Source organism: Exiguobacterium abrahamii, assembly GCF_015645365.1.
GTDB lineage: Bacteria > Bacillota > Bacilli > Exiguobacteriales > Exiguobacteriaceae > Exiguobacterium_A > Exiguobacterium_A abrahamii.
Genome location: NZ_JADOYC010000004.1, coordinates 125,448 through 138,511 on the forward strand (window position 1 = coordinate 125,448; position 13,064 = coordinate 138,511).

Annotated in this window: 11 protein-coding genes and 1 tRNA gene; 8 read left to right on the forward strand and 4 right to left on the reverse strand. The window is 49.0% G+C overall.

Annotated elements, in window-relative coordinates; all coding sequences use genetic code 11:
- Positions 1-12 precede the first annotated feature (12 nt).
- Genes argJ through argF form a run of 6 tightly spaced genes read left to right on the forward strand, consistent with a single transcriptional unit; the run spans position 13 to position 8,114 of the window.
- Positions 13-1,230 carry a bifunctional glutamate N-acetyltransferase/amino-acid acetyltransferase ArgJ gene (gene argJ, locus ITJ88_RS12685; protein ID WP_149426849.1) on the forward strand — a complete coding sequence of 406 codons (1,218 nt, stop codon included), beginning with the start codon at positions 13-15 and terminating at the stop codon, positions 1,228-1,230.
- Entirely contained in the window at positions 1,227-2,000 is a 774-nt protein-coding gene (argB, locus tag ITJ88_RS12690; RefSeq protein ID WP_058265752.1) for an acetylglutamate kinase, read from the forward strand. The genes argJ and argB overlap by 4 nt, the downstream gene beginning before the upstream one ends.
- Positions 1,966-3,111: an acetylornithine transaminase gene (gene argD, locus ITJ88_RS12695; RefSeq protein ID WP_195865903.1), complete on the forward strand. Its 1,146-nt coding sequence runs from the start codon at positions 1,966-1,968 to the stop codon at positions 3,109-3,111. The genes argB and argD overlap by 35 nt, the downstream gene beginning before the upstream one ends.
- Positions 3,108-4,166: a carbamoyl phosphate synthase small subunit gene (locus ITJ88_RS12700; protein WP_195865904.1), complete on the forward strand. Its 1,059-nt coding sequence runs from the start codon at positions 3,108-3,110 to the stop codon at positions 4,164-4,166. The genes argD and ITJ88_RS12700 overlap by 4 nt, the downstream gene beginning before the upstream one ends.
- The gene (gene carB / locus ITJ88_RS12705) at positions 4,156-7,188 is read left to right on the forward strand and encodes a carbamoyl-phosphate synthase (glutamine-hydrolyzing) large subunit (protein ID WP_195865905.1); all 3,033 of its coding nucleotides are present in this window, start codon (positions 4,156-4,158) and stop codon (positions 7,186-7,188) included. The genes ITJ88_RS12700 and carB overlap by 11 nt, the downstream gene beginning before the upstream one ends.
- Positions 7,185-8,114 carry an ornithine carbamoyltransferase gene (argF, locus tag ITJ88_RS12710; RefSeq protein WP_195865906.1) on the forward strand — a complete coding sequence of 310 codons (930 nt, stop codon included), beginning with the start codon at positions 7,185-7,187 and terminating at the stop codon, positions 8,112-8,114. Before carB ends, argF begins: the two co-directional genes overlap by 4 nt.
- Before the next feature lie 53 nt (positions 8,115-8,167).
- On the opposite strand, the gene ITJ88_RS12715 is transcribed toward argF, so the two are convergent.
- Positions 8,168-8,977: an MBL fold metallo-hydrolase gene (locus ITJ88_RS12715; protein ID WP_195865907.1), complete on the reverse strand. Its 810-nt coding sequence runs from the start codon at positions 8,975-8,977 to the stop codon at positions 8,168-8,170.
- A gap of 152 nt (positions 8,978-9,129) precedes the next feature.
- Positions 9,130-9,203, reverse strand: a tRNA-Gly gene (locus tag ITJ88_RS12720).
- Positions 9,204-9,372: 169 nt separating this feature from the next.
- Here ITJ88_RS12720 and ITJ88_RS12725 point away from each other — a divergent pair.
- Both ITJ88_RS12725 and ITJ88_RS12730 read left to right on the forward strand, forming a co-directional pair.
- Positions 9,373-9,918, forward strand: a complete 546-nt coding sequence (locus tag ITJ88_RS12725) for an imm11 family protein (protein WP_244290094.1) — start codon at positions 9,373-9,375, stop codon at positions 9,916-9,918.
- The gene (locus tag ITJ88_RS12730; protein WP_023467229.1) at positions 9,915-10,334 is read left to right on the forward strand and encodes a hypothetical protein; all 420 of its coding nucleotides are present in this window, start codon (positions 9,915-9,917) and stop codon (positions 10,332-10,334) included. The genes ITJ88_RS12725 and ITJ88_RS12730 overlap by 4 nt, the downstream gene beginning before the upstream one ends.
- A 73-nt stretch (positions 10,335-10,407) precedes the next feature.
- On the opposite strand, the gene ITJ88_RS12735 is transcribed toward ITJ88_RS12730, so the two are convergent.
- Positions 10,408-11,364 carry an alpha/beta fold hydrolase gene (locus ITJ88_RS12735; RefSeq protein WP_082202576.1) on the reverse strand — a complete coding sequence of 319 codons (957 nt, stop codon included), beginning with the start codon at positions 11,362-11,364 and terminating at the stop codon, positions 10,408-10,410.
- Positions 11,365-11,380: 16 nt separating this feature from the next.
- On the reverse strand, positions 11,381-13,060 hold the full coding sequence (locus ITJ88_RS12740; RefSeq protein WP_195865908.1) for a formate--tetrahydrofolate ligase: 1,680 nt from the start codon (positions 13,058-13,060) through the stop codon (positions 11,381-11,383).
- Positions 13,061-13,064: the final 4 nt, after the last annotated feature.

Consider the following 13,064-nt stretch of genomic DNA (forward strand, 5'->3'; position numbering starts at 1 on the left):
GGAGGAACGCCTGTGTGGCAAGTACAAGTAGAGACCCCATTGACGATCACGACACCGAAGGGATTTCAAGCATCGGGAATACATGTGGGTCTGAAACGAAAGCGGAAGGATTTAGGTCTGATCTGGTGTGAAGCAGGAGCAAGCGCTGCAGCTGTCTATACGACGAATCAGGTGCAAGCAGCACCAATCACTGTGACGAAACAAGCGATTCAGGCGTCACAAGGACGTATTCATGCCGTCCTCGTCAACAGCGGGAACGCGAATGCGTGTACAGGGGAACTAGGGTTATCCCATGCGTACATGTCGCAACAAGCGATGGCGAAAAGTTTAAATGTTGCTCCAGAACAAGTCGCGATTGCTTCAACAGGGATCATCGGTCAACCGTTAGCCATTGATACGTTACTGGCAGGTATTCCACAGCTGATGCCTACAAATGACAAGGATGCCGCGGATGATTTTGCTCATGCGATCCTGACGACCGATACTGGTACGAAAACAGCTGGTCAACAATACATGCAAGGGGATGTCCAAATTTCAGTCTGTGGCGTGGCGAAAGGATCAGGGATGATTCATCCGAACATGGCAACGATGCTTGGTTTCTTGACGACCGATGCAACGATTGAACCGGATGTCTTACAGACACTGTTGCGTCGGACGATTCATCGGACGTTCAACTGCATTACCGTAGATGGAGACAGTTCGACAAATGACATGGTCATGATTTTAGCGAGCGGAGCTGCAGGAGGAGCAACGATCGTTGAAGGCACGGACGAAGCGTTAGCATTCGAACAGGCGATCGAAACGGTCTGTCAAGATTTAGCGAAACAGATTGCGCGGGACGGTGAAGGCGCGACGAAGTTGATCGAAGTGACGGTAGAGGGAACACAAACCGATGAAGTAGCACGAATGGTCGCCAAACAAGTCGTCGGATCGTCTCTCGTCAAAACAGCCATCTTTGGGGAAGATGCGAACTGGGGACGAATCATCGCTGCTGTCGGAAGTATCAAGGAGCCACTCGATGTATCAAATGTTGACATCAAAATTGGTTCGCAGTGGGTGCTGCAACAGAGCATGCCTGTCTTATTCGATGAAACGATTGCATCACAGGATCTAGCACAGCAGGATGTACAGATTCACATTGATTTGCATGATGGAGTAGGACAAGGACACGCTTACGGCTGTGACCTGACGTACGATTACGTCAAAATCAATGCGAGTTACCGGACATGACGAAACGAAAAGTCATCAAACTAGGAGGTAGTGTGTGGGAGCAACTGGATGCGCAGTATTTCGAGGAATGGAAAGCGTGGGTCGAAACCGGTAACGAATTATTGATCGTCCATGGAGGTGGTCCTCTTCTATCGAGTTACTGTGAACAAGAGGGAATCAAACCCGTGTTTCGAAACGGTGTCCGTGTAACGACGGATGGGGTCTTACTCGGGGCGCGGCGGATCTTAGCAGGGGAAGTCCAATCCGGGATCGTTCAGCAGTTGAATCAAGCGGGGATTCCTGCCGTCGGGATGAGCGGATTAGACGGCGCAAGCGTCCATGGTAAAAAAGTCAAAGGACTCGGGGCAGTCGGTCAGATCACGCACATTCATCCACGATTATTCACGGTGTTGAGTACGAATGGTTATGTTCCTGTCGTCACATCCCTTGTCACAGGGGAGCAAGGTGTATTGAACAGTAACGGGGACGCGTGTGCGATTGCTGTCGCGAAGGCTTGGTCTGTCGACCGATTTGAATTGTTGACGGATGTCGAGGGTGTAAAAGTAAACGGTGACTATCAATCAGAAATCACGTCTGCAGCCATCGAAGCTGCGATAGCGTCGGGAGAAATCTACGGGGGAATGATTCCGAAGGTCGAAGCGATGATGCAGGCCACTCAGCATGGTATTCCAGAGGTCGTCATTCGGTCTGGGAAAAATGCGTTAGCTGCAGGGACACGAATCAAGGAGGAATTACATGAGTGCACTACTACCCACTTATCAACGTACTGATGTGAAATTGGTCAAAGGACAAGGGTCGATCGTAGAAGATGCGACAGGAAAGACGTATCTGGATTTCATCATGGGAATCGCTGTATGCAATACAGGACACCGTCATCCTTATATTCAGCAACGGCTAGAGGAACAGTTGAATCAAATTTGGCATACGTCGAATCTGTTTCAAATCGCGGCACAAGAGCGGGTCGCCGAGCGACTGACGGAAAACAGTCATCTCAGTCATGCCTTCTTTTGTAACAGTGGTGCGGAAGCAAACGAGGCGGCGTACAAACTCGTTCGAAAATGGACAGGGAAAACGGAAGTCGTCACGTTTAAACAATCTTTCCACGGGCGAACGTTTGCGATGATGGGCGCAACAGGACAGGAGAAAATCAAAGCGGGATACGGTGAGATGGTGAATGGCTTCAAACATCTGCCGTTTAACGAGATGGAGAGCCTATCAGCGATTACGGAGCAAACTGCTGCCGTATGGCTCGAAATCATTCAAGGAGAGGGCGGAGTCGTCGTCGCCGACGATGCGTGGCTAGAAGCGTTGATGAAGAAGGCGCAACAATACGATGTCAAAATCATCGTCGACGAAGTACAGACCGGCATCGGTCGGACGGGATCTCGTTTTGCATTTGAACAGACACCCCTCGTACCGGATATCATCACTCTTGCGAAAGGACTTGGGAGTGGACTCGCGGTCGGCGCGCTACTCGCGACGGCAGAGGCAGCGGAAGTATTCACACCTGGATCGCATGGCTCGACCTTTGGTGGGAATCCACTCGCGATGACAGCAGCGGAAGCAACACTTGATCTCTTGTTAAGTGACACTGTCATGGCAGACGTTCAAGGAAAAGGCGAATTTTTGAGACAGCAATTAGAGCAAAAGCTACCTAAATCCATCGTTCGCTCTGTTCGCGGACGTGGCTTGATGGTTGGTATCGAGTGCACGATGCCTGTTGCACCGCTGATTGACGCTTTACGTGAGAATGGTCTTCTCGTCGTTTCGGCTGGTCCTCATGTCATTCGCTTATTACCATCGTTGTTCGTGACGGAACAGGAACTCATGCACGCCATCGAAAAAATACAACTCGTTTGTCAACAGGAGGTCATCGTATGAAACAATCCGGAAAACTAACGCTTGCGAACGGAACGACGTTTACCGGTTCGTGGCAAGGAGCAGCTCCAGTCAAAGGAGAGGTCGTCTTTTTTACAGGAATGACAGGATATCAGGAAGTCTTGACGGATCCATCTTATCAAGGACAAATTCTTGTCTTCACATACCCGTTGATCGGTCAATACGGTATTCAAGCGGAAGCGTCAGAAAGCAATCAGATTCAAGTCGCTGGTGTCATCGTTCAAACTTTGGCTGAGGACGGGGAAGGAACATCGCTCGCGAGTTGGTTGGGTGAAGCAAATGTGCCGATTTTGTCGGGAGTCGATACGCGTTCTCTTGTCCATCTATTACGGACGGAAGGCGATCAATTCGGTGACATGATGCAAGTGGATATGACTGTCACTGCGTCAATCGACACAGCATACATCGCTTCCGTATCAACGACTTCAAACATCGAATACGTACCGGAAGCCGAACAGGGGCACATCGTCTGTATCGATTACGGTGTGAAACAATCGATGATTGATGCTTTGCTTGAACGCCATATGCGTGTAACGGTCGTGCCATATGATACGACACCGGAACGGATTCAAGCGCTGGCTCCAGATGGTCTGCTGTTTTCCAATGGACCTGGTGATCCAACACAATTAGACCCGTTCCTTTCAGGAATCCGTGAACTGGCGACGAGCTATCCGACACTTGGTATTTGTATGGGACATCAGGTTCTCGCTCATACCTTCGGCTGTACCTTATTAAAACAACATCACGGACACCGAGGAGCGAATCATCCTGTACGTCATCTAGCATCCGGACAAGTGTTCATGACGTCTCAGAATCATGGTTATGCCGTTGATGTAAAAAGTATCGAAGCGTCTGAGATGGAACTTGCGTACGAACACATCAATGATGGATCCGTTGAAGGATTGATTCATCCAATACTACCGATCATGACAGTCCAATTTCACCCAGAAGCGAGTCCAGGACCGACAGAGGCGATGGTCGTCTTCGATCAATTCGTAAATAGCGTATTACATCAGGAGGTAGCATATGTGGGATAAACAGAAAGTACTCGTCATCGGTTCAGGTCCGATCGTCATCGGGCAAGCAGCAGAATTTGATTATTCCGGCACACAAGCCTGTCAGGCGCTTCGAGAAGCGGGATGCGAGGTCATCTTAATGAATTCGAATCCGGCTACTATCATGACGGATCCGAGCACGGCAGATCATGTCTATATTGAGGCGATGACCCTTGAAAAAGCAACGGCCATCATCGAACAAGATCGACCATCCCATCTCCTAGCGACGGTCGGCGGTCAAACGGCACTCAATCTTGCGATGTCACTCGAAGAAGCAGGCGTACTTGAACAATACGGTGTCGAACTTCTAGGGACTTCGCTTGAGACGATCCGAGACGGAGAAGATCGTGAACGATTCAAGCAAAAGATGATCGAACTCGCGCAACCGCTCCCGGAAAGTCAAACAATCGAATCGTTAGCAGAGCTTGAGGAATTCATGGCAGTACACGGGGTACCACTCGTCATCCGACCAGCCTTTACGCTCGGTGGAACGGGCGGCGGAATCGCAGTGACGAAGGACGAGGCACGTCTGTTAGCGCAGAACGGCTTACAAGCGAGTCCGATTTCACAGTGTTTGGTTGAAGTGAGTATCGCTGGCTATAAAGAAGTCGAATACGAAGTCATGCGTGACAGCGCAGATACGACGATCATCGTTTGTAACATGGAAAACATCGATCCTGTCGGTGTCCATACCGGGGACTCGGTCGTCTTTGCACCGATTCAGTCGATTTCGGATCGAATGAATCAACAATTGCGGACAGAAGCGCGTAAAATCGTATCGCATCTCGGTGTCATCGGTGGATGCAACATTCAATTCGCAATCCATCCGACGGAAGAACGCTATTTCGTCATTGAAGTCAATCCGCGTGTCAGTCGTTCTTCGGCACTTGCTTCCAAGGCGACGGGATATCCGATCGCAAAATTAGCGACACGTCTTGCGCTCGGTGAGCGACTCGACGATTGCATCAATCCTGTCACGAAGGAAACGATGGCGAGCTTCGAACCAACGATGGATTATATCACGGCAAAAGTGCCGTGTTTCCCATTCGATCTATTTACCGGCAGTAACCGGACGCTTGGAACACAAATGAAGGCGACGGGTGAGAGCATGGCGATGGGGAAGACGTTAGAAGAAGCGTTACAAAAGGCGTGGCGCGGTGCAGGAGTCGAGCAGTCGCCTCTTTATCCGACATGGATGAAAACAGCGGAGGCTGACGTATTGTGGAAAGAAATAAAGGCGCCGACGGACCGTCGCTTGCTTGCGATGCTCGCGCTACTCGATCGCAAGGAGACGACCATCGAAGAACTCGTTGAACAGACGAAAGTACAAGCTTTATTCGTCAAAGTGCTAAAACGCCTCGTCGATCAGCAACAAAAAATCGATGTAACGGATGAAAGTTCTCTAAAGCAAACCAAAATGATGGGCTTTACGGACGAACAAATTGCGCTTCTGACGGGCGTCAGTGCTGTAGCGATTGAGCACTTACGTAAAGAAAAAGGCATCCTTCCTGTCTATCACATGATTGATACATGCGCGGGAGAGTTCAAGAGTGCGACGCCTTATTTCTACGGAAACTGGAGTGGTCAAACGGAAGTCACAGCATCGACGAAAAAGAAAGTTGCTGTCATCGGTGCAGGACCCATTCGGATCGGTCAAGGAATCGAATTTGATTATTGCTCCGTTCACGCGGTACGTGCATTGCAAGCATCCGGTTATGAAACAATCATGATCAACAATAACCCGGAGACCGTCTCGACCGACTTCGAAGTCGCAGATCGCCTGTATGTCGAGCCATTGATACTTGAAGACGTCATACATGTGCTAGAAGCAGAGGAATGCCAAGACGTCCTAGTCCAGTTCGGAGGACAAACGGGGATTGCGCTGGCTTCTGGTTTGGAGAACGCCGGTTATCATCTTCTCGGAACAACGGCAGATGTCATCGATCAAATGGAAGACCGTGAGCGGTTCTATCAATTTTTAGATGACATAGGTGTTGATCGGATTCCGGGACAAGAAGTGGCGACAGACGAACAAATGATAGAAGTTGCAACAACGATCGGTTATCCGGTTATGATTCGCCCTTCCTATGTCATCGGAGGTAAAGGAATGCATATCATCCACGATCAAGAGCAATTAGAGATGATCGTGTCCGAATTATCATTCCCTGTCCTCGTGGATGCCTACCTCCAAGGAAAGGAAATCGAAGTCGACTGTATTACAGATGGAACAACGACATACGTTCCGATTTTGATGGAGCAATTGGAACGGGCAGGAGTTCACTCTGGAGATTCGACGATGATTCTACCACCTGTATCGCTCAGCGCTACCGTTCAGAGCGAAATCGAGCGAATTGCACAGATGATCGGGCAACGAATGGATTATAAAGGAGCGTACAATATCCAATTCGTCTTGCATGACGATCAAGTCTACGTCTTGGAAATCAATCCACGTGCCTCCCGCACGTTACCAATCGTCGCCAAAGTAACAGGTCAACCAATCTTGCAGTGGGCAGTCCAAGCAGCGGTCGGTCAAGCGGTCACGCTTCCGGCAGAACAGTTGAAACTTGATTTCCATGCCGTTAAGACCCCTGTTTTTTCAACGTTAAAATTACAAGGCGTCGATCCGAAAACAGGTCCCGTCATGCGTTCGACAGGTGAAACGCTGCAATGGACGACAGACGGACTGGCGCTGGAACGTTTCATTTTCGACGAGACGACGAAACGACATTTGACGACGAGAGACATCATCGTTGCTGGAGCAGATACAGAGGCTTTCGGAACGGGTGTAGCGTTAGATGAAACGATTGACTGGGCACAATGTGCGATTTTCTATTCGCACGTGACAGAAGAAAAAGCGAGTCGCGAAGCAGCGCTTGCTGCCGGGGTACAAGTTCTGACAGAACCTGAACTAGCACATTATCATCTACAAGCGACAGAAAAGTCCCCTTATGCTGTGAAGCCACTTCATACATGGACAGAGCCGATCAAGGAGGAAGTAAAATGAAGACGATGCAACAACTAAAGCATTTCTTGACGATGGCGGAACTGACGCCGGAAGCACTGACGGAGCTATTGGCACTCGCGAAAGACATCAAGCATCAGCCGAGTGTCTACCAAAACGCATTAAGCCATAAAAAAGTGGCCTTATTGTTTGAAAAGGCATCGACGCGGACACGTCTATCGTTTGAGGTGGGTGTCGTCGAACTCGGTGGACATCCGATCGTGCTAAGTGGAGCAGATATGCAAATCGGGCGGGGGGAGCCGCTCTCAGATACGATTCAAGTCATGAGCCGTTACGTCGATGCCCTGATGATCCGGACGTTCGGTCATGAGATCGTCGACACACTTGCGGCACATGGTACGATTCCAATCATCAATGGATTGACGGATCTACACCATCCGTGCCAAGTCCTTGCTGACTTGCTGACGATCGAAGAGACATTTGGAACACGATCCGGAAAGATTTTGACATATATCGGGGACGGAAATAACATGGCGCATTCGCTGATGATTGGTGGAGCGCTCAGTGGAATGGAAGTCCGCATCTGTGCGCCGGAGGCGTATGCTCCTGATCCACAAATCGTTCATGAGGCACAAGTCATTGCGAAGGAAACGGGTGGAAACATCATCGTCATGACGGATCCTGAGGAAGCAGCGAGTGGTGCAGACGTCGTGTATACGGATGTCTTCGCGAGTATGGGACAAGAAGAAGAAGCGACGATGCGTCTGCAAGCATTTGAAGGATATCAGGTTAATGCCAATATCATGAATCAAGCAAATGATGAAGCTATTTTCTTGCATTGCCTTCCGGCGCATCGCGGAGAGGAAGTCACGGAGGGCGTCATCGATGGCAAACAATCGGTCATCTTCGATCAAGCTGAGAATCGCCTCCACGCACAAAAAGCGTTGCTCGTCACATTACTTGGATAACCATAAAAGACTCGGTCGCCAATTTGGCGACCGAGTCTTTTGGTTGAGCGAAGTTAATCATAATGGCGTCGGGCTAATCGTTCTTCTTGTTCTTTTTTGACTTGTCGCTTATTTTTTTCATGCAGACGTTTCATAAAAGGGGTCGTTTGCCAAGACGGAGCCCAGTCGGATTCTTTTCCGGCACGGAGGGCAAGAATATAATCATAGCTCTGATGAAGTCGTTCGATCATCTCTGTTCGGACATCACAAATGTGACCGTGTCCGGGAATCAAGAGTTTGACTTCATATTCATAAATGAACGACTCGAGTAACTCGAGCGTCGTCAAATACTCAGAGGAATCGTGTTCGATCAAGGGGATTTCAACGTCTGAAGCGTAATCGCCGCAGACTAACAAGTGAAGTGGCATGACGATGAAGGAAAGATGAGTCACTTCATGACCGGGCGTCAAAAAGAAGATCAGCTTCGTTTGTCCGATCGTTAAAATCGTCTCAGACTCATGGATGACATGTGTCACGTCTGGGAAAAGGACGGGAGAATCGATATAGAATTCATCATTAAAATCTTGTACGGCTTTTAGCGCTTCTTGTCGGTCGACATCGATGAACGGTTTCGAAGCGATGACGATGGCATCCGTAAAGGCATAGGCACCTAAAATATGATCGAAATGGGCATGCGTATAGACGACGTATAATGGTCGTTCGCGACGCACGATTTCGACGTCTCGACGAATCGTTGCAATCTCATCGGGAAGCCAGCCAGGGTCGACGACGATCAGACAATCAGGCGTCTCGATTAATGTCGAAGTCGTTTTCATGAGTGTACTTTGATAAATCGTCACGCCGGGCATTTTCATCTGAATCATACGAATCCTCCTTTACGAATCTCTATCTATATCGTTGTATACCCATAAATTCGTTGGAATCATCAGCAGAATCAATAAAAAAGACGACTCGCACGTCGCGAGTCGCCTGCCCTCTAGAGGGAAATGGTCCTAGACCTATGTTATGTCATAATTGGAGCGGGTGAAGAGAATCGAACTCTCGTCATCAGCTTGGAAGGCTGAGGTTTTACCATTAAACTACACCCGCGTATCGGCTACATGAAATATAGTAGCATAGCAAAGAGTGCATTTCCATAACTTTTATGAAAAAAAGCAATTTCTTTTAAGATTCGGTGTACAATAATACTAGTTAATCGTTTCCAATGGTAATCTTGATTTGCAATATGGGTAAAGTTGGGTAGAGGAGAGAGTGTCTGGTGAATGAAGTGCGAGTTTGGAGCGAACAGTCGATGGGAAAAGGATGGAAGGCGATCTGTCACCATCAATTCGATCGTCATCGCTTATTGATAGGAGAGTGGTTCCATAACGTAGGTGTACTTGCTTTTTCCATCAATCAAGATGCGGATTTGCTACCGGATGTCCTTCCAAACACATTCGATCTGCCGCTCGTCTCGGAACGTGTGCAACGCGTCATTGCAGCATACGCGCCTTTTTCTGTACAATGTCTCAAGGTACATCTTGAGACGAAGGACGGAGTGGTTCCGTACTATCTTCTCAATCTCTTATCTGTCAGTCGGATCGAACATCTACATACGACGGATGTATTCCGTCCGGTCCCGAGACGACGCGTCTATTTTTTGACAGAGCGACGAATCAGCGATTCGATTTGTCCGCATCATCTTATGCGAGATGAGCGCACGCATCGCATGTTCGTCTCTGCTCAACTCGCTCGACAATTCGAGCGTATGGCTGTGACGGGTATCCGCTTTGAAGAGATACAACGAATGGAGGAATTCAAATGAAACAGTACACAGTCGATCATTGGATCACGCTAGAATATCCAAAGGTATTCGAATATCAAGAAGAAGAGACATATGTCAGTTTTTATTCGACGGATGAAAATGCAATGGGTACGCTCCAATTATCCATTTATGAGTCCGATTCAGAAGAATTGACACCGTATGAGGCGGCGGAACAAGAAATCAATCTGTTGGTGGAAGAGTTCGGCATCGAACTAACAGGAGCACTTGAAGTCCGTCGTAATTCAACAAAAGAAGCGTTGCTTGCAGTAGATGGGAAAGAAGAAGATATCTTTTTACGCATCTACGCGTATTCGGACGGGGAACGGTTAGTCTTATTGACGTACTCCGCAGAACGCGAGACGCTTGAAATCGAAGAAATCGAAGCGATGATTTCTTCACTGACTTGGATTCAATGAAGGATACGATAGAAGTGCAAAAGGCAACGGATCACAAGGATCCGCTGCCTTTTTTTATATCGAACGATGTGGCTTAAGAAGAACGGGAAGATGACTGTTTAGCTGCAGGATTGACTTGTTTATTCAACCAGCTCGCGATATCGGCAAAAACGCGGATGCGTTCGAACTCATGGAAGAGCTCATGACGTAACCCTCGATAAATCGTCAGCTGTACAGCATCGACACGGACACGATTATACATATCAAACAAATGATGGATACCTTTTCCGTCGAACGCGACCGCGTCATCCCCGCCAGCAAGCAATAAGAGGGGTAAGTGACGTGGATGCTGATAGACGGAAGCAAGTGCGTTGACGAGCTTCGTTGCATGCAAGAGTTCGTGGAAGAACCCAAGCGTGACCGTTTGACCGGACAATGGATCTGCATCATAGCGCATGACGGATTGAGGATCCGAAGAGAGCCAAGCATTTTTAGAAAGTGCTGGGAAGAAGCGTAAGTTATACCGTCCGAACACGAGTTGTCCAAATCGTTCAGCAGGGTGTGTTGCTGACAGCTGATGGATTTGACGTTCGACGAGTTTTTGGCTGACATCACCGAGTAAGCCTGTGCTAGTCGGAGGGCCGCTCGCGATGATTCCGGCTACCGTATGACCGAGTGTTTGACCGATCCGGCGAGCGATCAATGAACCAAAACTATGACCAAAAATGAACACTGGTAGCGTCGGATAACGCTCTTTGATGTCAGAGACGAGTTCTTCTGCATCCTGCATCAATTGTTTAAACCCTTGATTCGGCTCAAGGTGCCCAAGTGTTCCAAGCTGTGCTGCTCGAGTTCCGAAACAGCGTAAGTCTGCGATGATCGTATGGTAATGATGCGCATAGAGGAATTCGGCGAATTCCTCATACCGTGCGCCATGCTCCATCATCCCGTGAAAGACGATCACGACTCCTTTAGGATCATGGGCTTCGAGGCTATGCAATGTCGTAGTATAGCCGTCAGAGGCTATCCAATGTGAATGATCAATCGTCATGTAACTCATCCTCTCATCAAGAAAGTCCGAATACCTGTCCGTCTTCCGAAACGCCCATGTGGAAGGCGGCGGGAACTGCGGGTAATCCTGGCATCGTTAATACATTCCCAGTCAATGCAACGATGAACCCTGCACCAACCGATGGTCGGATTTCGCGGACCGTGATCGTGAAGTCTTCGACACGGCCATAACGAGCAGGATCATCGGTTAAAGAAAATGGTGTTTTTGCCATACAAATCGGTAACTCATTCAACCCCATCTCCGTACACCGTTCGAGTTCGCGGAGTGCTTTGTCTTCAAAATGAACGTCGGCTGCACCGTAGACACGCTTTGCGATACGCTCGATCTTTTGGCGAAGCGGTAAGACGTCAGGATACAGAGGGCGGAACTGGCTCGGTTCCTCAAGAGCTTGCATGACTTCCGTGACAAGCGCTTCACCGCCAGCTCCCCCTTTACTGAAGACTTCACTTTCCGCGACACGAATATTACGATCCTGACACCATTCTAGGATCATGTTCCGTTCTGCTTCCGTGTCGGTGAAGAAACGGTTCAAGGCAACGACGGCAGGGACACCGAATAGACTCATCGTCTCGACGTGTTTTTCAAGTAACGCAAGACCATCTGTTAAGGCAGCGAGATTTTCTTCGCTGAGTTGCGTTTTGTCTACACCTCCGTGCATCTTCAAGGCACGAACCGTAGCGACGATGACGACGGCATCCGGGTGGAGTCCACCGATCCGTGATTTGATGTTGAAGAATTTTTCGGCACCTAAATCGGCTCCGAATCCTGCTTCTGTGACAACGTAATCACTTAGCTTCAGTGCAGTTTGTGTTGCAATCAAAGAGTTACAGCCATGTGCGATGTTCGCGAATGGTCCACCGTGAATCAATGCTGGTGTTCCTTCGACGGTTTGAACGAGGTTCGGACGAAACGCATCTTTCAGAAGCAACGTCGCAGCTCCTGACGCCTGAATATCTTTGACCGTAACCGGCTGTTGATCGTACGTATAGGCAACGACGATGCGACTCAAGCGTCGTTCGAGATCCGTGATCGAGTCTGCTAGACAAAGGACCGCCATGATCTCGGAAGCGACCGTGATATCGAACCCATCTTGACGTGGCACGCCATGCGCAGGACCACCAAGACCAATCGTGACTTGGCGCAAGGCACGGTCATTCAAATCAAGAACGCGTTTCCAGACGATACGACGCGGATCGATGCCAAGGATGTTACCTTGATGCAGGTGATTGTCGAGCAAGGCACTGATTGTATTATGAGCAGATGTAATCGCATGCATATCGCCTGTGAAATGAAGGTTGATCTCTTCCATCGGTAGGACTTGGCTATAGCCACCACCACACGCGCCACCTTTTAAGCCCATCGTCGGACCGAGTGAGGGTTCCCGTAAACAAATCATCGTCTTGTGGTTTGCCCGATGCAACGCCTGTCCGAGTCCGACAGTGACGGTTGATTTTCCTTCACCGGCGGCTGTCGGATTGATGGCAGTGACAAGGATCAATTTCCCGTCAGATTTCGTTGCCAATCGGTTCAACAGTCCGTCTGTCAACTTCGCTTTATACTTTCCGTACGTATCAAAATCCTCTTCTTGCAAACCAATTCGGTCCGCAATTTCTCGAATCGGGCGTAAGACGGTTTGCTGTGCGATTTCTAAGTCTGAACGAATGGTCTTTTCCATGGTA

What these genes read in the sequence shown, in the direction of transcription:
- argF (WP_195865906.1), top strand. Translation starts at nt 7,185, where the DNA reads ATGAAGACGATGCAACAACTAAAGCATTTCTTGACGATGGCGGAACTG.
- ITJ88_RS12735 (WP_082202576.1), bottom strand. Translation starts at nt 11,364, where the DNA reads ATGACGATTGATCATTCACATTGGATAGCCTCTGACGGCTATACTACG.
- ITJ88_RS12700 (WP_195865904.1), top strand. Translation starts at nt 3,108, where the DNA reads ATGAAACAATCCGGAAAACTAACGCTTGCGAACGGAACGACGTTTACC.
- ITJ88_RS12730 (WP_023467229.1), top strand. Translation starts at nt 9,915, where the DNA reads ATGAAACAGTACACAGTCGATCATTGGATCACGCTAGAATATCCAAAG.
- carB (WP_195865905.1), top strand. Translation starts at nt 4,156, where the DNA reads ATGTGGGATAAACAGAAAGTACTCGTCATCGGTTCAGGTCCGATCGTC.
- argB (WP_058265752.1), top strand. Translation starts at nt 1,227, where the DNA reads ATGACGAAACGAAAAGTCATCAAACTAGGAGGTAGTGTGTGGGAGCAA.
- ITJ88_RS12715 (WP_195865907.1), bottom strand. Translation starts at nt 8,977, where the DNA reads ATGATTCAGATGAAAATGCCCGGCGTGACGATTTATCAAAGTACACTC.
- argD (WP_195865903.1), top strand. Translation starts at nt 1,966, where the DNA reads ATGAGTGCACTACTACCCACTTATCAACGTACTGATGTGAAATTGGTC.
- ITJ88_RS12740 (WP_195865908.1), bottom strand. Translation starts at nt 13,060, where the DNA reads ATGGAAAAGACCATTCGTTCAGACTTAGAAATCGCACAGCAAACCGTC.